Annotated in this window: 25 protein-coding genes; 4 read left to right on the top strand and 21 right to left on the bottom strand. The window is 71.4% G+C overall.

The features are described 5' to 3' along the window. Positions 1–543: 543 nt before the first annotated feature. Positions 544–939 (bottom strand): hypothetical protein, encoded by a 396-nt coding sequence (locus tag AB0F91_RS22340; protein ID WP_360600018.1) that lies wholly within the window; start codon positions 937–939, stop codon positions 544–546. Between the two features lie 426 nt (positions 940–1,365). Between AB0F91_RS22340 and AB0F91_RS22335 the strand changes: the two genes are divergently transcribed. Next, a complete protein-coding gene (locus tag AB0F91_RS22335; protein ID WP_360600016.1) occupies positions 1,366–1,923 on the top strand; it encodes a M23 family metallopeptidase in 558 nt (185 codons plus the stop codon). Here AB0F91_RS22335 and AB0F91_RS22330 read toward each other — a convergent pair whose 3' ends face one another. The 18 genes from AB0F91_RS22330 to ffh all read right to left on the bottom strand — a co-directional run bounded on the left by AB0F91_RS22330 (position 1,924) and on the right by ffh (position 16,561). After that, on the bottom strand, positions 1,924–2,772 hold the full coding sequence (locus AB0F91_RS22330; protein WP_360600014.1) for a FliA/WhiG family RNA polymerase sigma factor: 849 nt from the start codon (positions 2,770–2,772) through the stop codon (positions 1,924–1,926). It abuts the gene before it with no gap. A gap of 109 nt (positions 2,773–2,881) precedes the next feature. Then, positions 2,882–3,895, bottom strand: coding sequence for a tyrosine recombinase XerC (locus AB0F91_RS22325; RefSeq protein WP_360600012.1), 1,014 nt, complete (start codon positions 3,893–3,895; stop codon positions 2,882–2,884). Between the two features lie 237 nt (positions 3,896–4,132). Further along, complete coding sequence (gene dprA, locus AB0F91_RS22320) at positions 4,133–5,314, bottom strand: DNA-processing protein DprA (RefSeq protein WP_360600009.1); 1,182 nt, start codon at positions 5,312–5,314, stop codon at positions 4,133–4,135. Further along, complete coding sequence (locus AB0F91_RS22315) at positions 5,311–5,460, bottom strand: hypothetical protein (protein WP_360600007.1); 150 nt, start codon at positions 5,458–5,460, stop codon at positions 5,311–5,313. The genes dprA and AB0F91_RS22315 overlap by 4 nt, the downstream gene beginning before the upstream one ends. Next, positions 5,457–6,968: a YifB family Mg chelatase-like AAA ATPase gene (locus AB0F91_RS22310; RefSeq protein ID WP_360600006.1), complete on the bottom strand. Its 1,512-nt coding sequence runs from the start codon at positions 6,966–6,968 to the stop codon at positions 5,457–5,459. The genes AB0F91_RS22315 and AB0F91_RS22310 overlap by 4 nt, the downstream gene beginning before the upstream one ends. Then, positions 6,968–7,345 (bottom strand): hypothetical protein, encoded by a 378-nt coding sequence (locus AB0F91_RS22305; RefSeq protein WP_360600005.1) that lies wholly within the window; start codon positions 7,343–7,345, stop codon positions 6,968–6,970. Before AB0F91_RS22305 ends, AB0F91_RS22310 begins: the two co-directional genes overlap by 1 nt. Beyond that, positions 7,345–7,725: a YraN family protein gene (locus tag AB0F91_RS22300; RefSeq protein WP_360600003.1), complete on the bottom strand. Its 381-nt coding sequence runs from the start codon at positions 7,723–7,725 to the stop codon at positions 7,345–7,347. The genes AB0F91_RS22305 and AB0F91_RS22300 overlap by 1 nt, the downstream gene beginning before the upstream one ends. 447 nt (positions 7,726–8,172) lie before the next feature. Continuing rightward, complete coding sequence (locus tag AB0F91_RS22295; protein ID WP_003096226.1) at positions 8,173–8,496, bottom strand: DUF2469 domain-containing protein; 324 nt, start codon at positions 8,494–8,496, stop codon at positions 8,173–8,175. Next, the gene (locus AB0F91_RS22290; protein ID WP_360600001.1) at positions 8,493–9,371 is read right to left on the bottom strand and encodes a ribonuclease HII; all 879 of its coding nucleotides are present in this window, start codon (positions 9,369–9,371) and stop codon (positions 8,493–8,495) included. Before AB0F91_RS22290 ends, AB0F91_RS22295 begins: the two co-directional genes overlap by 4 nt. Positions 9,372–9,413: 42 nt before the next feature. Continuing rightward, the gene (gene lepB / locus AB0F91_RS22285; RefSeq protein ID WP_360599999.1) at positions 9,414–10,325 is read right to left on the bottom strand and encodes a signal peptidase I; all 912 of its coding nucleotides are present in this window, start codon (positions 10,323–10,325) and stop codon (positions 9,414–9,416) included. A gap of 31 nt (positions 10,326–10,356) precedes the next feature. Next, positions 10,357–10,725 (bottom strand): 50S ribosomal protein L19, encoded by a 369-nt coding sequence (rplS, locus tag AB0F91_RS22280; RefSeq protein ID WP_360599997.1) that lies wholly within the window; start codon positions 10,723–10,725, stop codon positions 10,357–10,359. 165 nt (positions 10,726–10,890) lie between these two features. After that, complete coding sequence (trmD, locus tag AB0F91_RS22275; RefSeq protein WP_360599995.1) at positions 10,891–11,637, bottom strand: tRNA (guanosine(37)-N1)-methyltransferase TrmD; 747 nt, start codon at positions 11,635–11,637, stop codon at positions 10,891–10,893. Beyond that, on the bottom strand, positions 11,638–12,153 hold the full coding sequence (gene rimM / locus AB0F91_RS22270) for a ribosome maturation factor RimM (RefSeq protein ID WP_360599993.1): 516 nt from the start codon (positions 12,151–12,153) through the stop codon (positions 11,638–11,640). Between the two features lie 26 nt (positions 12,154–12,179). Continuing rightward, on the bottom strand, positions 12,180–12,419 hold the full coding sequence (locus AB0F91_RS22265) for an RNA-binding protein (protein WP_003103110.1): 240 nt from the start codon (positions 12,417–12,419) through the stop codon (positions 12,180–12,182). Beyond that, positions 12,416–12,859 (bottom strand): 30S ribosomal protein S16, encoded by a 444-nt coding sequence (gene rpsP / locus AB0F91_RS22260; protein WP_360599991.1) that lies wholly within the window; start codon positions 12,857–12,859, stop codon positions 12,416–12,418. The genes AB0F91_RS22265 and rpsP overlap by 4 nt, the downstream gene beginning before the upstream one ends. A 194-nt stretch (positions 12,860–13,053) precedes the next feature. Beyond that, positions 13,054–13,851: a CPBP family intramembrane glutamic endopeptidase gene (locus AB0F91_RS22255; protein ID WP_360599989.1), complete on the bottom strand. Its 798-nt coding sequence runs from the start codon at positions 13,849–13,851 to the stop codon at positions 13,054–13,056. 95 nt (positions 13,852–13,946) lie between these two features. Beyond that, the gene (locus AB0F91_RS22250; protein ID WP_360599987.1) at positions 13,947–15,020 is read right to left on the bottom strand and encodes an amidohydrolase family protein; all 1,074 of its coding nucleotides are present in this window, start codon (positions 15,018–15,020) and stop codon (positions 13,947–13,949) included. Further along, entirely contained in the window at positions 15,017–16,561 is a 1,545-nt protein-coding gene (gene ffh, locus AB0F91_RS22245) for a signal recognition particle protein (protein WP_360599985.1), read from the bottom strand. The genes AB0F91_RS22250 and ffh overlap by 4 nt, the downstream gene beginning before the upstream one ends. Before the next feature lie 216 nt (positions 16,562–16,777). Between ffh and AB0F91_RS22240 the strand changes: the two genes are divergently transcribed. Continuing rightward, a complete protein-coding gene (locus tag AB0F91_RS22240; protein ID WP_360599983.1) occupies positions 16,778–18,571 on the top strand; it encodes an ABC transporter ATP-binding protein in 1,794 nt (597 codons plus the stop codon). Positions 18,572–18,580: 9 nt separating this feature from the next. Beyond that, on the top strand, positions 18,581–19,033 hold the full coding sequence (locus AB0F91_RS22235) for a MarR family transcriptional regulator (protein ID WP_360599981.1): 453 nt from the start codon (positions 18,581–18,583) through the stop codon (positions 19,031–19,033). Positions 19,034–19,476: 443 nt separating this feature from the next. Here AB0F91_RS22235 and AB0F91_RS22230 read toward each other — a convergent pair whose 3' ends face one another. Both AB0F91_RS22230 and AB0F91_RS22225 read right to left on the bottom strand, forming a co-directional pair. Further along, positions 19,477–19,857: a hypothetical protein gene (locus AB0F91_RS22230; RefSeq protein ID WP_360599979.1), complete on the bottom strand. Its 381-nt coding sequence runs from the start codon at positions 19,855–19,857 to the stop codon at positions 19,477–19,479. A 442-nt stretch (positions 19,858–20,299) separates the two neighbouring features. Further along, positions 20,300–20,428 (bottom strand): hypothetical protein, encoded by a 129-nt coding sequence (locus AB0F91_RS22225; protein ID WP_360599977.1) that lies wholly within the window; start codon positions 20,426–20,428, stop codon positions 20,300–20,302. Positions 20,429–20,511: 83 nt separating this feature from the next. Between AB0F91_RS22225 and AB0F91_RS22220 the strand changes: the two genes are divergently transcribed. Then, complete coding sequence (locus tag AB0F91_RS22220; RefSeq protein ID WP_360599974.1) at positions 20,512–20,802, top strand: hypothetical protein; 291 nt, start codon at positions 20,512–20,514, stop codon at positions 20,800–20,802. The last annotated feature ends 7 nt before the right edge of the window (positions 20,803–20,809 follow it).

Below are 20,809 nucleotides of genomic sequence, written 5' to 3'. Positions count from 1 at the left end.
CGTGCGACTCCTCCGTCCGGGCCTCCGCTGGTGTTTCAAGCGGAACCGGCCGGGCCGCGCGCACGAGCACGCGAAGTCAGCCCAGCGAGTGGGCTGCGGGAAAGATTCTACCCCCTGCCACCAGGGGCGCCCCCACCGGCAGCGCTCCCGCCCGGCGGATTTGTCCACAACTCAGGGCTGCCTGTGGATAACTCGCCTTGTTGGCAGGGTGCCGGTCCGGGGGTGCCTCATGATCGAACCCGTGACGACGACCTCGTGTTCCTCGCAGCGTTCCTCGACGCCCCGGCTGGTCTTTGCGCTGAGGCGCGGCGCTGTGCGGGCGTTGCGTGTTCTGCGGCCTTCGGGTGGTGCAAGCACTTCTGGTGTGCTCGCGGATCCGGGAGTTCCGCGGGTTCTGGCCGCTTCAGGTGCGTCGCCTGCTTCAGGCGGCTCGCGCGCTTCGGCTGACCTGTGTGCTTCGGCTGACCTGTGCGCCTCGGCTGACCTGGGCGCTTCGGATCTGTTGGGCCGCCCGGATGGTCGAGGTGCCGGGGGTGCGGCGGGTCAACGAGGGGCGCCTTGGGTTTCCCGACTCGCCTTACCGGGCTTACCTGCCTTCCCGAGCGGCTGTGCCATGCCGGGCGACTTCGCATTGCCGGGCGGGCCTGCCATGCCGAGCGAGTCCGCCGTGCCGAGCGGCTCCGCCTTGCCAGGCGGCTCTGCCAAGCCGGGCGTCACCGCCATGCCGGGCGACTCCGCATTGCCGAGCGGGCCTGCCATGCCGAGCGAGTCCGCCGTGCCGAGCGGCTCCGCCTTGCCAGGCGGCTCTGCCAAGCCGGGCGTCACCGCCAAGCCGGGCGACTCCGCATTGCCGAGCGGGCCTGCCATGCCGAGCGAGTCCGCCGTGCCAGCCGACTCCGCCTTGCCAGGCGGCTCTGCCTCGCCGAGCGACTCCGCCAAGCCGGACGGCTCCGCCTTGCCGGGCGGGCCTGTCACGCCGAGCGAGCCTGCCTTGCCGAGCGAGCCTGCCTTGCCGAGCGAGCCTGCCTGCCGAGCGAGTCCGCCGTGCCGAGCGAGCCTCCCTTGCCGAGCGGGCCTGCCTCGCCCAGCGAGTCCGCCGTGCCGGGCAGCTCTGCCAGGCCGGGCGGGCTTGCCTTGGCGGGCGGGCTTGCCTTGGCGGGCGAGCCTGCCTTGCTTCCCGGGCCTGCCTTGCTCGGCGGCACTGCCCCGCCTGACCGGCCGGCGCTGTCCGGCCGGTCGAGGCTGGCCTGCCCGGCCGCGTCGCCGAGCCGGGGCACGGTAGCCGGAAGGCCGGTGCTGCCCGGGAGGCCTCGGCGGGGCCGCCACCGGCGCCCGGCCCCGCCGTTGTGGAGGCAATGGCTCGATGTGCTGCGCCGGGCCGCGGGCCGGGCCCGGCTGGTGCTGGGCGCCGCGCTGGTGCTGCTCACCGTGTTGCCCGGCGCGTGGGCCGGGAGGGCGTTCGCCGATGTTCCGCCTGCAGCGAATGCCGGCGCACAAGCCGGGCGGTTGGCCTGGCCGCTCACGCCCCGACCGAAGGTCACCCGGTTCTTCGAGCCGCCCGCCACGGTCTACGGGCCCGGCCACCGCGGCGTCGACCTGGAAGCCGCTGCGGGGCAGCAGGTTCTCGCGGCCGACATGGGCGTCGTGATCTTCGCGGGCGAGGTCGGGGGCCACGGCGTCGTCGCGGTGGACCACGACGGCGGCCTTCGCACGACCTACCTTCCCCTCACCCCGACCGTGGCCGCCGGCGACCAGGTTTACCGCGGCCAGCCGCTGGGCACCGTCGCCGCCGGGCACCCCGGCTGTCCCACCACCACGTGCTTGCACTGGGGCGCCCGCAAGGGAGAGGAGTACATCGATCCGCTGGCGCTCGTCGGCACGCCGGGCCGAGTCCGGCTGAAACCGTGGGCCGACCCGCGGTAATCAGGTGCTGGGCTGCTCCGTGAGCTTGGCACGCAGCCGCATCACGGCGCGGGTGTGAAGCTGGCTCACGCGGGACTCCGTGACGCCCAGGACCTTGCCGATCTCGGCGAGCGTGAGGCTTTCGAAGTAGTAGAGGCTGACCACGATCTTGTCCCGCTCCGTCAGCTGGGCGATGGCCTCCGCGAGCTGGCGGCGGTTGTCCTGGTCGACGAGGACGGCGACGGGGTCGACGGCGCCGTCGTCGGGGAGCGTGTCGACGAGCGAGCCGCTGTCCTTGCCGGCCGCGACGAGGTCCTCCAGCGCGACGACGCTGGTGAGCTGGAGCTGGCCGTACAAGTCGCGCAGGTCGTCGAGGCCGATGTTGAGCTCGGTGGCCAGCTCGGCGTCGGTGGGGGTCCGGTGCAGGCGCGCGCCCAGGCGTTCGAGGGCGCGCTCGGCCTCCTTCGCCTTGCTGCGCACGGCGCGGGGCACCCAGTCCTGGGAGCGCAAATCGTCGAGGATCGCGCCGCGGATCCGCTGCATCGCGTACGTCTCGAACCGTAGCCCGCGGGCGGGCTCGAACTTCTCGATCGCGTCGACGAGGCCGAAGATGCCGGACTGCACGAGGTCGCCCACGTCGACGTGCGTCGGCAGGCCCGTGCCCACACGGCCGGCGACGTACTTCACCAGGGGCGCGTAGTGCAGCACGAGCCGGTCGCGCGACACCTGGTCCGGCTTGTCGGCGAACTGCTGCCACAAGGCCTGGATGCCCGCGTCGACGTCATGACCGGGACGCCCGTCCTCGCTGACGGCGCCCTCGCCTCCGGCAGTGCTCACCCCGGCGTCCGTGACTTGCGGCGTGGAGGTCATTGCCCGGTCGTTCTCGGCATGCGGCTCAGTATGGTCTCCGTGCTCGTGCGGACGCGCGTGCGCCGGCGGTTCGGCCCCCGGTTTTCCGGCCGAGCCGCCACCTGCCTCGTCAGGCCCGTGGGTGTGCTCGATCATGGATCGCCTTCAGCCGATCGACGGTCACGTGAGTGTAGAGCTGGGTCGTGGCAAGCGTAGCGTGACCGAGCAGTTCCTGAACGCTCCTGAGATCGGCACCTCCTTCCAGCAGATGCGTCGCGGCCGAGTGGCGTAGTCCGTGTGGCCCCATGTCCACTGCCCCGGGTACCGCGGCCACCGCCTCGTGCACCACGCGCCGCGCCGCGCGCGGATCGAGCCGGCTGCCGCGAACCCCCAGGAAGAGGGCCTGTTCCGACTTCGGACCGGACAGCTCCGGGCGGCCCGCGTCGAGCCACGCGGTGAGCGCTTCGGCCGCCGGAACACCGAACGGCACCGTCCGCTCCTTGTCCCCTTTCCCGATCACCGAGACGACACGCCGCCCGAAATCGACCGCGCCGACGTCCAGACCACACAACTCCGACACCCGGATGCCACTCGCGTAGAGCAGTTCGACGAGCGCACGGTCACGCAGCGCAACCGGATCCCGCTGCTCGGCTCCCCTCGCGGCGGCTTGCATGAGCTCGTCCGCCTGATCGGCTCGCAGCACGCCCGGCAACGTCCGGTGCGTCCGCGGCGCCGCGAGCCGGCCGCCCGGATCCGCCTTCAGCACCCCCTGACGGTGAGCCCAGGCGGTGAACGTCCGCGCCGCCGCCGCCCGACGCGCCAAGGTGGTCCGGCCCGCGCCGTCGGCCCGCTGCCCGGCGAGCCACGCGCGCAGCAGCCCGATGTCGAGATCGGCGAGCCTGCGGTTCTCGCCCTCCGCCGCGGTCAGGAACCCCAGCAGCGACACCACGTCGCCCACGTACGCCCGCACCGTGTGCGGCGACAGCCCGCGCTCCAGCGCCAGATGCCGTTCGTACTCGGCCACCAACGCGCGCTCCGGGCCCGGCAACTCCTCGCGCACCGCCCGCAGATCCGGCCGCTGCGGGCCTTTCCGGTGCCCCGAAGTGCGCGGGGCCGCGTCCCGGCGGGCGCTCGCTGACGACATGCCGATCACGCTGCGCGAACCACCGCCCGAGGTCAAGCATCGCCACGCCGTTCTCCTCGGTGCGGCGCGGCTGATCCGCTGGCCGCGAGCGCCACGGATCGCGTAGCCGAACGCTTTGTCCGGTGCCCTTCATCAGCCGCCCGACACCACCCGGCACCCGGCACCAAGCGATCTCGCACGACAGCTTGTGCGGTGCGTGGTGTGGCCGCAGGCGCTGCCCGGCGCACGCTGCGCTGGTCAACATGGTGCCGCGCGGACGATGCGCCGCCACCCGGTGTCGCCGCGGACGGCGAAGCCGTCGATTTCCAGTTCGGGCAGCAGGGCGCGTACGCGATCGACCGGGACTCCCGATTCGGTGGCGACCTGGTCGGCCGAACGGCCGGCACGGGGTACGAGTGCTTCGTAGACGCGGAGGGCTTCCGGGGCAAGAACGTCGGTGGGGCGGCGCGGCCGGGGGTTTTCCGGTTCGGGGGCGGAGCCGAACCGGCCGACGGTGTCGATCACCTCGTCGACGGAGGTGACGAGGGTGGCCTTGCAGTCGCGGATGAGGGCGTGGCAGCCGGCGGAGTTGGCGGATTGAACGGGGCCCGGCAGCGCCATCACGACTTTGCCGAGAGCGCCCGCGGTGGTCGCGGTGTTGCGCGCGCCGCTGCGGATGCCGGCTTCGACGACCACGGTGCCGTCCGTGAGGCCGGCGATGAGGCGGTTGCGGACGAGGAAGCGGTGGCGCGCGGGTGGGGTGCCGGGGGCGTACTCGCTGACGACGGCGCCGCCGGTGTCGGCGATGCGCTTCAGCAGGTCGACGTGGCCGGCCGGGTAGCCGATGTCGACGGCACAGCCCAGCACGGCGACCGTGACGCCGCCGGCGCCGAGAGCACCGCGGTGGGCGGCGCCGTCGATGCCCAGGGCGGCGCCGGAGAACACCGGGACGCTGCGAGTCGCGAGGCCGTGGGCGAGCTCGGCGGAGTTGTGTTCTCCGTAGTTGGTCGCGAGGCGCGCGCCGACGACGGCGACCGCACGGTCGGCCGCCTCCGCGAGGTTCGCGCCGCCGCGGACCCAGAGGCCGAGCGGGGCCGCGACGTTCTCGATTCCGCGGCCGCTCGCGACCGCCAGCGACAGCAACGGCCACGCCGGCCACTCGTGGTCCTCGGGCACGACCAGCCGGGCTTGGGTTTTCGCGGCCCTCTCCAGGTCTTGCTCGGCCAGGTCGACTTCGCGCCGTGCGGCGGTTTCGCGGCGGACCTTGTCGGGGCAGTCTCCGCTGCGGACGCGGGCCGCGGCCTCGACGGGTCCGCGCTCCCCCACGAACGCCACCAACGCCGGCGCCGGGGGCTCGGCGACGCGCAGCAGGTAGGCGCGGGCGAGGCGTTCTTCGTCGGTGGCCGTTGCGACGGGCTGTTGGGTGGGCAGAGCCGTCACGCCGCACCTCTCAGTCTCACGAGCGACAGCCGGCGCGGCGCGAGGACGGCGCGCACGCGGGCGGGATCGCGTTCGGGCTGGTTGTGGGGATTCGGGACGAGACGCAGGCGGCGTTTCACAGCGGATTCCTTTCGGGGGCGGGTCATGCGGCGGTCCTTTCGCGGAAGTCGAGAGCGGCGGCGACGTGGTCGGGGGTCGGGTGGGGCGTGGCGGACAGGTCGGCGAGCGTCCAGGCGATGCGAAGGCAACGGTCGGCGCCGCGGGCCGTGAGGAGGCCGCGGTCGAGGGCGCGGTCGAGCAGGGCGGTGGTGGCCGACGGCAGCAGGAACTCGCGGCGCAGGGCGGGGCCGGGGACGTCGGAGTTGGCGCGCCAGCCGTGCGTGCGCCAGCGGTGAGCCGCGCGGTCGCGGGCGGCCAGGACACGGGCGCGGACCGTCTCGGACGATTCGGGCGCCACGGACTGGTGAGCGGAGATGGCGGTCAGCGGCCGCAGGCGCACGCGGAGGTCGACGCGATCCAGCAGCGGTCCCGAGATCCGCCCGAGGTAGCGCCGGCGGACGATCGGCGAGCAGATGCAGTCGGTCTCGCGCGGCGGCGCGCAGGGGCACGGGTTGGTGGCCAGGATGAGCTGGAAGCGGGCCGGGTAGCGGACAGAGCCCTTGGTGCGGGCGATGCGAACCTCGCCCTCTTCGAGGACGGTGCGCAGCGAGTCGAGGCGGTGGCCGCTGAACTCGCAGACCTCGTCCAGGAACAGCACGCCGCGGTGGGCCCGGCTGATGGCACCGGGCGTCGCGATGCCGCTGCCACCGCCGACGAGCGCCGCGACGGTGATCGAGTGGTGCGGCGCGACGAACGGCGGCACGGTCACCAGCGGCGAAGCCTTCGACAAGGAGCCGTCGAGGGAGTGGATGGCGGTGACCTGCAGTGATTCCTCGTGGGACAACGCGGGAAGCAGGCCCGGCAGGCGTTTGGCGAGCATCGTCTTGCCGACGCCCGGTGGACCGGTGAGCAGCAGGTGGTGCCCGCCCGCGGCGGCGACCTCCAGCGCCCAGCGAGCTTCGGGCTGGCCGACCACGTCGACGAGGTCCGGCACTTCCGGTGGTTCGGCTGCGACGGTTTCTGGACTCGACTCGAGTTCACCTTCGCCCTTGAGCCACGCGACGAGGTCGGCCAGACGCGAGACGCCGGCGACTTCGAGGCCGTCGACGAGCGCGGCTTCGTAGAGCGACTCCGAGGGGACGACGGCTCGCTCGTAACCGGCGGCGCGGGCGGCCAGGAGTCCGGGCAGCACTCCGCGGACGGGGCGGATGCGGCCGTCGAGGGCCAATTCGCCGAGGAGGATGGTGCGGAGGAGTTTCGTGGCCGGGACCGCTCCGTTCGCGGCGAGCACGGCTGCGGCGATGCCGAGGTCGTAACCGGAGCCGACCTTGGGAAGGTTGGCGGGCGAGAGGCCAAGCGTGACTTTGCCGTCGGGCCAGGGCTGGCCGGAGTTGCGGACGGCCGAGCGCACGCGGTCCTTCGCTTCTCTCAACCCGGCGTCGGGCAGTCCGACGAGGGTCACCCTGCTCAGTCCGCCGCCGAGGTCGGCCTCGATCTCGATCACGCGGCCTTCGATGCCGAGAAGCGCGACGCTCCAGGCTTTGGCGATGGGCATCAGGCCACCTCCGCAACGGTCGCGCGGGTCGCTTCGCGGATCTCGGCGTGGCGACGCCGGACAGAGAGCAGCCCGATGCGACGCACTTTCGCTGTGGGCAACATGTCGCCCGCACCAACCATGTGAGTCGCGGGGACAAGCTCGACACGGCGAACCGGCGGCGATGCAAAACCGCAGGCTGCTTCGGTGGCCATCAGGCCGCCCCCAGCAACGGCAACGCAGAGCGCCAAGGCTGGGGCGATGTAGTTGCTCCGGGGCAGCGCGACGCGGGGCAACTTCGCGAGGACGCCCGCTCCACGTGGGTCGCCAAGCTCGAGGGAGTGGGCTCGGTGCGGGTTCGGCAGCGGTGGAACGCCGTGCGCGGTGGTGATGGGCATCAGAAGGCTCCCGCGATGTGGTGGACCTGCGGGTGGGCCCCGGCGGGGGCGAAGACGGTCACGACGTCGTAGCGGGTGCGGCACCAGCCGACGCGGTGGGCGCGCAGCCAGCGTTGGGCGGCACGGTGGATACGGGTGATCTTCTCGGCCGTCACGGATTCCGCCGGGGAGCCGTAGGCGTTGCTCGCGCGGGTTTTGACCTCGCAGAAGACGACCTTGTCGCCGTCGGCCAGTACCAGGTCGAGTTCGCCTTCGCGGCAGAGCCAGTTGCGGCTGAGCACCACCAGGCCCGCGTTCTGCAGGTGCCGGGCCGCCAGGTCTTCGCCCCAGCGGCCGAACGCGCGGCGCCACTGGGCGCCCGGGTCCGGGCCGTCGTTCATCGCTCCCCCTCGGCCGCGCCGTCGCCGGGCCTTCGCCGGCTGTCACGGTGCGTGTGCGACTTACTGTCTCAGAGTGACGAGGGCAGGCGCCACCATCGAAAAGCCGGGCTGTGGACAACTGGGGAGTTGTGGATAACCGAGGCAAGCGGGGCGGAAGGCGGCGTGAAAATGTCGGTGCCGGGTGCCGGCGCCAGACGCCGACATTTTCACCAGGCAACAGACCCGCGACGCGAGGAATCAGCTGAGCCCAAATCAGCAGGTGCGGCAACGCGGGGCGGGCCACACCGAAGCGCCGGGCTTCGAGACATCGAGGTCGCGCGCACAAGGCCGCTCGGACGGCTGTTGGCCGATCCGAAATCGGCGATCCGGCAGCGGTCGGGCCCACGAAGGAGACGTGAAAACGGCCACCCGGGCGGACCCGGGTGGCCGGTGAAACCGAGAGGGACCTCAGCCCGAGAAGGGGCCGTCCTCAGGGAGGCGGAGGTCGGGTTTGTCGAGTTCCTCCACGTTGACGTCCTTGAACGTGATGACGCGGACGTGCTTCACGAAGCGGGCGGGGCGGTACATGTCCCAGACCCACGCGTCCGACATGCGGACCTCGAAGTACACCTCGCCGCCGCCGTCACGTACCTGTACGTCGACTGCGTTGGCCAGGTAGAACCGCCGCTCGGTCTCCACCACGTACGAGAACTGGCCGACGATGTCGCGGTACTCGCGGTACAGCGAGAGCTCCATCTCGGTCTCGTACTTCTCGAGATCCTCTGCGCTCATGAAATCCGCGCCCCTCCTCGCGTTCGTCTTGCTGCTCCGGCGGCGGAGCGTTCATTCTTACCCACCGAGCGGGCCAGGGCACGGACCGGCGCGCTCGGGTTTTCCCGAGAACCATTCTCCTCCGCGGCGGCTTCCGAAGCCGCGTTCTCCAGAGCAGCGTAGGTGAGCACGACCGGGTGCGGTGGGGTGAGTCCGTGTGCGAGGGCCGCAGTGGCCACATTCGTGTAGGACCAACGGTGCGCGGGGCTCGGGCCGTGCTCGGTGAGAGCCCGCAGGTGGTCGGCGGTGCTGTAGCCCTTGTGCACGTCGAAGCCGTAGTGCGGCAGCTCGTCGTGCAGGCCGGCCATGATGCGGTCGCGCGTCACCTTCGCGAGCACCGACGCGGCGGCGATGGCGGCGACGCTGCGGTCGCCCTTGATGACCGCGACGTTGGGCATCGGGATGCCCGGTACCGGGAAACCGTCGGTGAGCACATACCCGGGATGGCCGCGCAGAGCGGCGACCGCGCGCCGCATCCCCTCGAGGTTCATCACTCGGATGCCGAGCAGGTCGATCTGTTCGGACGGGATCACGATCACCGCGTAGTCGAGGGCGCGCTTGAGGACCAGGTCGTAGACCCGGTCGCGGGCCTTCGCGGTGAGCAGCTTCGAGTCGGTGAGCTCCGGCAACCGTGCGCCGTCGCCGGGGCGCAGCACGCAGGAGGCCACCACGAGCGGGCCCGCGCACGCACCGGCACCGGCCTCGTCCACCCCGGCGACGGGGCCGAGGCCACGGCGTTCGAGAGCACCCTGCAGACCCCAGAACAGCTCGCCGCGCACGACGGCACGCGGCGGCCACAGGGGTTCGGCCGGGGTTCGGGAAGCGGGAACGGTCACAACTGCAATACCCGTCTGACGGACCTTCTCGGGTGGGACACCCTAACGTCTCGCCTTGCGCAGGCCCGCCTTCACCCGCCGGCCGACGAACAGCGTGGGCACGGCGGCGGCGAACCCGAGACCGAGCGGCAGGCCCTCCTGCCATGCCGGGGCACCGAGGGCAACCGGCTGGGCATCGGCCTGCGGATCGTGGTCCGTGACCCCGCCCCAGCGGCTCGGCGGAAAGACGATGATCCGGGCCTTGCCGATCACGTCGCTCACGGGCACGGCACCGTTGGCACCGCCCCCGCCCTGGTACCGCGAGTCGGACGAGTTGTTGCGGTTGTCGCCCATCACCCAGAGGGTGCCCTGCGGCACCTTGACCGGCGCGAACGACTCCTGCATCGCGTGGTCAGGGTCTTCCCAGTGGATGTACGGCTCGTCAAGTGCCTTGCCGTCGACGATCACGCGGTTCTGCGGATCGCAGCACTGCACGGTCTGGCCGCCGACGGCGATCACGCGCTTCACGAAGTCGCGCTCGTCCGGCGGGGCGAAGCCCACCAGCGAGCCGAGACCCCGGAGGCCGCGGACGATGATGTTGCTGGATTCCTGCGGCGCGATCTCGTTCTCGGTCCACGCGGGCGGACCCTTGAACACGATCACGTCACCCGGCGAGGGATCCGTGAAGTCGTAGGTGACGCGGTCGACCAGAATCCGGTCACCCGTGCAGCCGGGGCAGCCGTGAAGCGTGGCCTCCATGGACCCTGAGGGGATCATGAAGACCTTCGCCAGGAAGGCCTGGATCAGGATCGTGAGCACCAGGGCGATCGCGATCAGGATCGGCAGTTCCTTCCAGAACGACCGCTTCTTCTGAGGCTTGCCCCGCCGGTGGGAGCCCCGACGCTCTTCGGAACGAGAATCGTCCGAGCCGTCGGGGTCGTCCTCAGCGGCGTTCTGGGGCACGGGGTCGACCACGTCGCCAGGCTACCGGGTACCGCGTGGGCACTCAGGAAGCAGAGGTGGTCTCGCGGTTCTCGCGGCGCTCCTTGATCTTCGCCTTCTTGCCACGCAGGTCGCGCAGGTAGTAGAGCTTCGCGCGCCGCACGTCGCCGCGCTTGAAGACCTCAACCTCGGCCAGGTTCGGCGAGTGCACCGGGAAGGTGCGTTCGACGCCCACGCCGAACGAAACCTTGCGCACGGTGAAGGTCTCGCGGACGCCGCCGCCCTGGCGGCGGATCACGACGCCCTGGAAGACCTGGTTGCGCTCGCGGTTGCCCTCGATGACGCGGACGTGGACCTTGAGCGTGTCGCCCGGGCGGAAGTCCGGGATGTCGGAACGCAGTGACTGCGCGTCCAGCGCGTCCAGGGTGTTCATCGGTGGTCCGTCCTCGTCGATTCGGTAGTGCTTGCGTATCTCCCCGGGCGCGCAGCAGTGCTACGGCCATACCCGGGAGCTGATGGCGGGCTCGTGAACGAGGCGGTCCACTCACGCCAACCTGTCGATTATGGCAGAGGCGCTGGTGCCCGCTTCGCACGGGGTCTAGCCGAGGTCCTCGCCGAGCCGGTCGAGTACCTCGTGATCTCGGCTGTTCAGACTACCCTCCGGCAACCGGGCCAGGAGATCCGGGCGCCGCAGCGCCGTGCGTTCCAGCGCCTGGTCGCGCCGCCAGCGCTCCACGAGGGCGTGGTTCCCGGAGCGCAGAACGTCGGGCACCGCCAGGTCGCGCCACACTTCCGGGCGGGTGTAGCTCGGGCCTTCGAGCAGCCCGTCGGAGAACGAGTCCTCGGCCGCCGACCGCGCGTTGCCGAGCACGCCCGGCAGCAACCGGACCACGGCCTCCACGATCACCAGCACCGCGGCCTCGCCGCCGACCAGCACGTAGTCGCCGATCGACACCTCATCCACGGGCATGCGGCGCGCGGCGTCGTCGACCACGCGCTGGTCGATGCCCTCGTAGCGACCGCATGCGAAGACCAGGTGCGCCTCCTCGGCGTACGCGTGGGCCAGCTCCTGCGTGAACGACTTGCCCGCCGGCGTCGGGACCACGAGCCGGGTCTCCGGACCGCAGACCTCGTCGAGCGCGGGCCCCCAGACCTGGGGCTTCATGACCATGCCGGGGCCACCGCCGTACGGCGCGTCGTCGACCGCGCGGTGAACGTCGTGGGTCCAGTCGCGCAGGTCGTGCACGCCGATCTCGATGAGGCCGCGGTCGATCGCCCGGCCCAGCAGCGCGGCGCGCAGCGGGTCGAGGTACTCCGGGAAGATCGTGACGACGTCGATGCGCATCTAGGCCTCGTCCAGCAGGCCTTCGGGCGGGTCCAGCACCACGCGCCCGCCCGCGACGTCGACCGCCGGGACGATCGCGCGCACGAACGGCACGAGCACTTCGCGCCCGGCCACGTCGAGCTCCAGCAGCTCCCCCGCCGGCGAGTGCACGACCTCGACGACCTTGCCCACAACCGTGCCGTCGGCCAGCTCGGCGCTGAGGCCGGCCAGCTCGTGGTCATAGAACTCGTCGGGGTCGCTCGTCGGCGGGAGTGCGGCGGTGTCGATGAGCAGCAACGCGCCGCGCAGGGTCTCCGCGACGTCGCGCGTGAGGACCTGCTCGAAACGCACCAGCAGCCGCCCGCTGTGTTCGCGGGCGGCTGCGATGGTGAGATCCCTCTTGCTGCCGTCACGCAGCTGCGTCGTGACGACCGCACCAACGGCGAACCGCTCTTCGGGCGAGTCCGTGCGCACGTCCACCGCGAGCTCGCCGCGGATACCGTGCGCCTTCGCGATGCGGCCTACTACGACGTCCATCCTGACCGTCCGAGTTCCGCCGCGGGTCAGCGATCGGTGTCGACGACGTCCACACGGACGCCGCGGCCACCGATGCCGCCCATCACGGTGCGCAGAGCAGTCGCCGTGCGACCGCCCCGGCCGATCACCTTGCCGAGGTCGTCGGGGTGCACGTGCACCTCGAGCGTGCGGCCACGGCGAGTGGTCAGCAGCTCGACCCGGACCTCGTCCGGGTTGTCGACGATCCCGCGCACCAGGTGCTCGAGGGAGTCAGCGAGAAAACTCACTCGGACTTCTCGCCCTCAGCGGCTTCGGCCTTGTCGGCCTCGGCCTTCTTGGGAGCGGACTTCTTCTTCGGCGTGGTGGCCTCGGCGGAGGGCTCCTCGCCGGCGGCAGCAAGCGCCGCGTTGAACAGGTCCTGCTTGGACGGCTTCGGCTCGGCCACCTTCAGGGTGCCCTCGGCGCCCGGCAGGCCCTTGAACTTCTGCCAGTCGCCGGTGATCTCGAGGATGCGCTGGACCGGCTCGGTCGGCAGGGCGCCGACGCCCAGCCAGTACTGGGCGCGGTCGGTGTCGACCTCGATCAGGCTCGGCTCTTCCTTCGGGTGGTACTTGCCGATCGTCTCGATGGCCTTGCCGTCCCGGCGGGTGCGCGCGTCGGCGACGATGATGCGGTAGTACGGCGCACGGATCTTGCCGAGGCGCTGCAGCTTGATCTTGACGGCCACGGGTGTGGGTACTCCTCAGTGCTCTCTGGTGCAGGGTGGGCGCACGACGACCGCGTGGGGACACGATCACGGGCACCCGAAGGTCAGGAGCTCCCGAACGGTGAGAGGGTCCGGACGGAAGCGGGCAAGCGAACATTCTGCCAGATGGTTCGAAGTGCCTGCGCAGGGCCTCGGAAGACGGGCCGGCGCGCACCTCAGAACGAGCTGACCCCGAGCGAGCCGAGCAGGATCGCGACCGAGGGCAGGAAGTTGTTCATCGAGTGCGCCACCACGCTGCCCGGCAGCCGGCCCGTGGCGAAGCGCGCCAGGCCGATCGGCACGGCGATGACCAGCAGGAGCGTGGTCCGCAGCGGTTCGAGGTGGCTGGCGGCGAACACGGCCGTGGACAGCAGGAAAGCCGCCATGCGACGCAGGCGTTCGCTGCGCCACTGCAGCCGCTCGACCGCACCCCAGAGCAGGCCGCGAAAAATGATCTCCTCGCAGATCGGCCCGAGCAGCCAGAGGTAGACGAACGTCACGATGGCCGCCGACACCGACATCTTCCGGTCGTCCACCAGCGCGCTGATCGCCGACGTCGCGTCGGCCGAGCCCACGATCTCGGTCCACACCCAGGCACTCAGCGATGTGAGCACCAGCCCGAGCAGGCCGAACTTGAGCCCGAGCTTCACGTCGGCCCAGCGCCATTCCAGGCGCAGATCCAGCTTGGGTCCGTTGCCGCGCACGACCGTGGCCAGCAGCGCGACGCCGGCGGCGAACATCGCGGGCAGCATCGTGCCCAGCAGCACCGTGCGGATCGGCAGCGGCTGCCCGGCCGGCGGATCACCCAGCAACGCGCTCACGAACGCCGCCGACGCGATGAGCACGGCCTCCACAAGCAGGAACGCCCCGAAGCCCCACCGGTGCGGCGGGTACTCGCGCGGCGCGCTCACCAGGTCCTCCGGACGGATCGGCGTGGCACCCGGAATCGGTTTCCGGGGCTGGGAAGTGGTCACGCCGGCCCTCCGGTGATCGCTCGGCTCACCGGTCGAGCGTAACCGCCGAGGAGACTTCGCACAGTACTCGGGCGATCACCGATGCATGAGGGGTTTCAGCCGAAAACCGTGCCACGCAGGACGACGTGCGACGGGTGGCGCAGCACCGCGAGATCTTCACGCGGGTCGGCCGGGTACACGATCAGGTCTGCCGGAGCGCCGTCTTCGATGCCGGGGTGGCCGAGCCACTCGCGGGCGGCCCAGGACGCGCTCGCCAGCGCCTGCTCGCGGGTCATGCCGGCGCGGTGCAGCGCTTCGACCTCGTCGGCGATGCGGCCGTGGGCGACCATGCCGCCCGCGTCGGTGCCGGCGAACACGCGCACGCCCGCCTCGACGGCCGAGGAGACCATGTCGGCGACGCCCGCGTGCAGCGCCCGCATGTGCGCCGCGTACGTGGGGTACTTCGTGGCCTGGTCGGCGATGCCGGGGAAGTTCTCGATGTTGATCAGCGTCGGCACGAGTGCCACGTCACGGCGCGCCAGCTCCGCCAGCTGCTCCGGGTTCAGCGCGGTGCCGTGCTCAAGGCAGTCGATGCCCGCGTTGATCAGTCCCGGCAGGGCGGCTTCGCCGAAGACGTGGGCGGTCACGCGGGCGCCGAGGTCGTGCGCGACACCGACGGCCTCGGCCAGCACGTCGTCGGGCCACAGCGGCGCGAGGTCACCCTCGCCGCGGTCGATCCAGTCGCCGACGAGCTTGACCCAGCCGTCGCCGTCGCGCGCCTGTTCCGCGACGGCCTCGGGCAGCAGCGCGACGTCGTCCAGCTCGATGGCGAAGCCGGGGACGTAGCGCTTCGGCAGGGCCAAGTGCCGGCCGCAGCGGATGATCGTGGGCAGGTCGGCGCGCGCCTGCAGCGGCCGCACGTCGAGCGGCAGGCCGCAGTCGCGGATCAGCAGCGTGCCCGCGTCGCGGTCGGTCACCGCCTGCTCGGCCGCCTCCGCCACCGGCACCGCCCCGTGCGGGCCGAGGCCCGGGTGGCAGTGGGCGTCGACGAGGCCGGGCACCAGGAATCCGCCGGTCGCCAGCGTCTCCGCGCCGGGGACGGACTCGAACGAGATGCGCCCGTCGGTGATCCAGAACTCACACGGCGAGCCGTCGGGCAGGACGGTGCCGGAAAGGTGCAGGGCGCTCAATTGTTCTTGGGGTCCTTCGGCAGCTTGAACTTCGTCGGGTCGAAGCCCGGCACGTCGTTCATGCCGCCGAGCTGCGACAGGTCGGGCATCCCGCCGCCGGTGGGCATACCACCCGGGGGCAGCATCGGCATGCCGCCGGGGAAGCCGCCGCGGACCTTGGGCTGCGTGGGGCCGCGCCCCTTGCCCTTCTTCCCCTTCTTGCCCTTGCGCGTCTTGCTGCCGCCACCGCCGCCGAAGCCGAAGCGCCCGGCCATCTGCGCCATCATCTTGCGGGCTTCGAAGAAGCGGTTGACCAGGTCGTTGACCTCGCGGACGGTGACGCCCGAACCGTTGGCGATGCGCAGCCGGCGCGAGCCGTTGATCAGCTTCGGGTCGTCGCGCTCGGCCGGGGTCATGCCGCGGATGATCGCCTGCAGCTTGTCGAGGTGCTTGTCGTCGACCTGCGCCAGCTGGTCCTTCATCTGGCCCGCGCCCGGCAGCATGCCGAGCAGGTTGCCGATCGGGCCCATCTTGCGGACCGCGAGCATCTGCTCGAGGAAGTCCTCCAGCGTCAGCTGGCCGCTGGTCAGCTTCGCCGCGGCCTTTTCGGCCTGGTCTTGGTCGAAGTGCTGCTCGGCCTGCTCGATGAGGGTGAGCACGTCGCCCATCCCGAGGATGCGCGAGGCCATCCGGTCGGGGTGGAAGGTGTCGAAGTCCTCGAGCTTCTCGCCGTTGGACGCGAAGAGGATCGGCTGGCCGGTGACCTCACGAACCGAAAGCGCGGCACCACCGCGGGCGTCACCGTCGAGCTTCGTGAGCACCACGCCGGTGAAGCCGACGCCGTCGCGGAACGCCTGGGCCGTGGTCACGGCGTCCTGGCCGATCATCGCGTCGACGACGAACAGGATCTCGTCGGGCTGGACGGCGTCGCGGATGTCCGCGGCCTGCTTCATCAGCTCTTCGTCGACACCGAGGCGGCCCGCGGTGTCGACCACCACGATGTCGTGCTGCGCGTGCTTGGCCTCTTCGATGGCGCGGCGGGCGACGTCCACCGGGTCGCCGACGCCGTTGCCGGGCTCCGGCGCGAACGTGACGACTCCGGCGCGCTCGCCGACGACCTGCAGCTGCGTGACGGCGTTCGGGCGCTGGAGGTCACAGGCCACCAGCATCGGCGCGTGGCCCTGTTTCTTCAGCCACATCGCGAGCTTGCCGGCGAGCGTCGTCTTACCGGCACCCTGCAGGCCCGCGAGCATGATCACCGACGGTGGGTTCTTCGCGAGGTTCAGCCGGCGCGTCTCGCCACCGAGGATGCCCACGAGCTCCTCGTTGACGATCTTGATGACCTGCTGCGCCGGGTTGAGCGCCTGCGAGACCTCGGCGCCCTTCGCCCGGTCCTTGATCCGGGCGATGAACTCCTTGACCACCGGCAGCGCGACGTCGGCCTCCAGCAGCGCGATGCGGATCTCGCGCGCGGTGGCGTCGATGTCGGCGTCGGACAGCCGGCCCTTGCGAGACAGCGTCTGCAGGGCGGCGGTGAGCCGATCGGAGAGGGTGTCGAACACGGGTGTGCACGCTCCAGCTGGGTCGTCGTTCGCGTACCGGGCATCGCTGGGCGACCCCGGCAACCTCCCAGGGTAGCGGTCCGGACCCGGTCGCCTCGCGGGTGCGCGAACCTTCCTAGAAGTTAGTACGCACATGCGTACTAATCTTGAACGCCACTTCCCGCAAGCGCAAGAGAATCGCTCGACTCGGCAGAGTGAATCGGTAAACATCTGCGTATGACTTCAGCAACGACACCGCGTCCGACGCTGGCCGAGCCGGAGGCGGACACCGACGAGAAAGCGCCGTTCAGGCGCATCGCCGCGCTGTTCCGGCCGCATCGGGCACGGATGGCCGGGCTGTTCGCGCTCCTGGTGGTGCAGGCCGGACTCGGCGTCACCTCGCCGTTCCTGCTGCGGGCGATCCTCGACGACGCGCTCCCCCACCGCGACGCGCTGCTGGTGAGCGTGCTGGCACTCGGGATGATCGCCGCGGCGCTGGGCTCCGGCGCGCTCGGCGTGGCGACGACCGGCCTGTCGAACACGATCGGGCAGCGCGTGATGAACGAGCTGCGCGTGTCGGTCTACGGGCACCTGCAGCGCATGTCGCTCGGCTTCTTCACCCGCACCAAGACCGGCGAGATCCTCTCGCGGGTGTTCAACGACATCAGCGGCGTGGACAACGTGGTCACGACCACCGCGGCGTCGATCGTGCAGAACGGCACCACGGCGCTGGCGATCGCCGTGGCGATCCTGATCATGGACTGGCAGCTGGCGCTGCTGTCACTCGTGGTCGTGCCGCTGTTCCTGCTGTTCACGTTGCGGCTGGGCGGCAAGCAGCGCAAGCTCGCCCGCGGCCGGACCCGGCGGATGGCGCGGCTGACGACGATCGTCGAGGAGTCCCTGTCCGTCACCGGAGTGCTGCTGGCCAAGACCATGGGCAACGAGCGGCAGATGCGCGAGCGGTTCGCCGAGGAGTCGCGCGAGGTCGCGGCACTGGAGCGCAGTGCGGCGCTGGCCGGGCGCTGGCAGCGGGCTTCGCGGACGATGAGCCTCACGATCGTCCCGGCGCTCGTGTACTGGGTCGCCGGACTGGAGCTGGCCGGCGGCTCGGCGCCGGTTTCCCTCGGCACGGTGGTGGCGTTCACGAGCATGCTCAACCGGCTGCTGGGGCCGGCCACCGCCATGCAGACGGTGAGCCAGAGCGTGGGGGCGGCGAAGGCGCTGTTCGGGCGGATCTTCGAGGTGCTCGACCTGGGCGTGGAGATCGACGACCGGCCGGGGGCGCGGGAGCTGGGCGTGCGAGAGGGCGCGGTGTCGATGCGGTCGGTGTCGTTCCGCTACGACGACGACGGACCGTGGACCCTGCGCGACATCGACCTCGACGTGGCGCCGGGAACGACCACGGCGCTCGTCGGCTCGACAGGTTCGGGCAAGACCACGCTCGCGTACCTCGTGGCGCGGCTGTACGAGGTGATGGACGGCCGTGTGGCCATCGACGGCACGGACGTCCGCGACGTCACACTCGCGTCGCTGGCTGCGGGAGTCGGGTTCGTGTCGCAGGAGACGTACCTTTTCCACGCTTCGGTGCGGGAGAACCTGCGCTTCGCCAAGCCGGACGCCACCGACGCGGAGATCGAGGAGGCCGCGAAAGCGGCGCACATCCACGACACGCTCGTGAAGCTGCCCGAGGGCTACGACACCGTGGTGGGCCAGCGCGGCTACCGGTTCTCCGGTGGCGAGAAGCAGCGGATGGCGATCGCGCGGATCCTGCTGCGGAACCCGCCCGTGCTGATCCTCGACGAGGCCACGAGCGCGCTCGACAACCGCACCGAACGCTCCGTGCAGGCGGAGCTCGACCGGCTCGCCGCAGGCCGCACGACGCTGACCATCGCGCACCGGCTGTCCACTGTGGAGAACGCGGACCAGATCGTGGTGCTCGACACCGGCCGGATCGTGGAGCGCGGCACGCACGCGGAACTGCTGGCGCTCGACGGCCGGTACGCGCGGCTCGTGCGCGGGGAAACCGCCTAATGTGGCGGTATGCAGACCGAAGCCGACACCCGCCGTGCCGACGAGCTGGCCGAGCTGGCCCGTCACGTCCGGGAGGGAGTCGGGCGGCTCAACTGGCGCATGCGCTCGGAGGCGGACTCGCCGTCGCCGGGCCCGACGGTGCTGGCCGTGCTGTCGCGGCTCTACCGCGCGGGCACGCACTCGCCGAGCGAGCTCGCGGAGGCCGAGCGGATGCATCCGCAGTCGTTGACCCGCGTGCTGGCTTCGCTGACGGCGCGGGGGTTGATCACGCGGACGGCGGACCCGTCGGACGGGCGTCGATCGTTGCTCGACATCACGCACGCCGGGCGCGTGGTGCTGCGGGAGTACTCGATCTCGCGCGAGCAGTGGCTGGCAGCGGCGATGGAGCGCGCCCTGAGCCCGACGGAGCAGCAGCTGTTGCGTATGGCCGCGGACCTGATGGTGCGGATGGCGGATTCCTGAACTCCCCCAGGGGTTCCGGGACGCGGCCGCTCCCCACGGCCGGCCCCGGAACCTTGGCGGAAGGGCTCACCTCCCCGGGAGCCTTCCGCCGCGTGCACGCCAGGCGGATGCCCCGTCACCCGCTCGCCGCCCCCAGTACCGGGCGAACGCGTTCCGCCTTGCGTTGGGGAGAAGTCTGCCGGGACACAGGCGGGCGAGGCAGTGTGAAGACCCCCAACCGGAGTTGCGTAGAACTACTCAAGCCGCGGGTCTTCGCCCGCACGCCGGCCTCGGGAACGGGCACTCGCGGCCTGCTCGGCGGCGGCGCGGGCCGTGGCCACCACGTTCCTCCGGCGAAGGTGGTTCAGCAACCGTTGAGGCCTTCGGCCGGTTCACGTCCGGTGAAGCCCTTGGCGATCTCCGCGCCGCTGACGTCGGCGCCGTCGACCTCGCAGACGCGACAGCTACAGGCGGGTGTCGGGCCCCACGGACTCGCTCACGCATTCGAACGACGGCTCGGCCTCGGCCAGCGCCTCGGCCGAACAACCCACCGCGCACGCCGCTGCCTGGAGCACCTCGGTGACCACCTCGACGTCCACGGACGGCGCGGCCGCCAAGGCCCCGTTGCGCACGTCCACGCGCCCCGCGAGGCCGGCCAGCGCGTGCGCGAGCGCGTGCTGCCCCGCGACGAGCTGGGTGACCACCTCGGTGAGCTCCCCCAACGTCGCCGCTTCGCCGTCCGTGCGCAACGAGCCGGCCAGCTCCTCCGCACACGACCTCAGGTGCGCCGCGACCACGGTGGGCGGCAACGAAAGCCTCGGCAGGTTCTGCTCGGACCCCAGCACCTCACACCCCGCCCTCCGCACAGCCGCTCCGGACCCGCGCCATATTGCCACCGGGGCCCGTCTTCGCTAGCGCGACACCCCGATCGTGTGACGGGCGGGTCGGGTAACGGGGCTGGTCAGCCCGGTTGGGTGCGGGGTTGGGGTGGGTGGAGGTGTTTGCGGGTGGGGACAGTTCTGGGGTTTTCGGTGGGCTGCTGTCCTCGCGGGGGTGTTGCGTGGGGTGTGGGAGTCGGGGCCTCGCAGGGCGTGTTGCGTGGGGTGGGCACCCCGAAGCTGGATTGTGTTGACGGCCGGTGAGCCGTCCGCAAAGAGGCTTCGGATCGGGGTGCCGGGACGGGTCTGGGTGCAGGTTCCGTTGAGTGGGGGCGGAAGTCGGAGGGTGGATACGGCGTGAGTTGGATGGGTGGGCGAGCGGGCGGAGTGGAGGTGCCGCGCGGTGGGGTCAGTTCAGGAGGTCGGGGTTGAGCTGTTCGAACCACTCGGCGAGGGTGGTGAAGTCGGCCGCGGTGAGGCCGGTACGGGGATCGGCGCGGTGCAGCAGAGCGGCGCCGGGTGGTGCGCGGACACCCACGCGCGGTCCGCGGCGGCGATTTCGTCGTCTACCCAAGCGAAGGACCGCCCGGCGGCGAAGGTCACCAACGGCCGGGTTTTCCAGTGCAGGCCGTCGATATGGGGCTGGGCCGGCTCGTCGACGAGTGGCAGCGCCGGCAGGCCGAGGCGCGGGGCGATGACGTCGTCGGCGTCGGTGAACCAGGTCGTGGCCCACACGAGCTCGCACGGCAGGGCGGCGAGCCGCGCGCCGTGGGCAGGGTCGAGGCGCGCCAGGAGCGGGTGCTCGGCCGGGCCGGGCAACGGCGGGAAGAGCGGGTAGTCCGAGGCGCCGAACGGGATGAGGGGACCGTCGACGTCGAGGAAGAGGAGGGGCGGGCCACCGGAAAACCGTAGCCCGCCT

It is taken from the genome of Amycolatopsis sp. NPDC023774 (genome assembly GCF_040639695.1).
Lineage (GTDB): Bacteria > Actinomycetota > Actinomycetes > Mycobacteriales > Pseudonocardiaceae > Amycolatopsis.
Note: the sequence above shows the minus strand (reverse complement) of the source record. Positions and strands in the feature narration are given on the sequence as shown.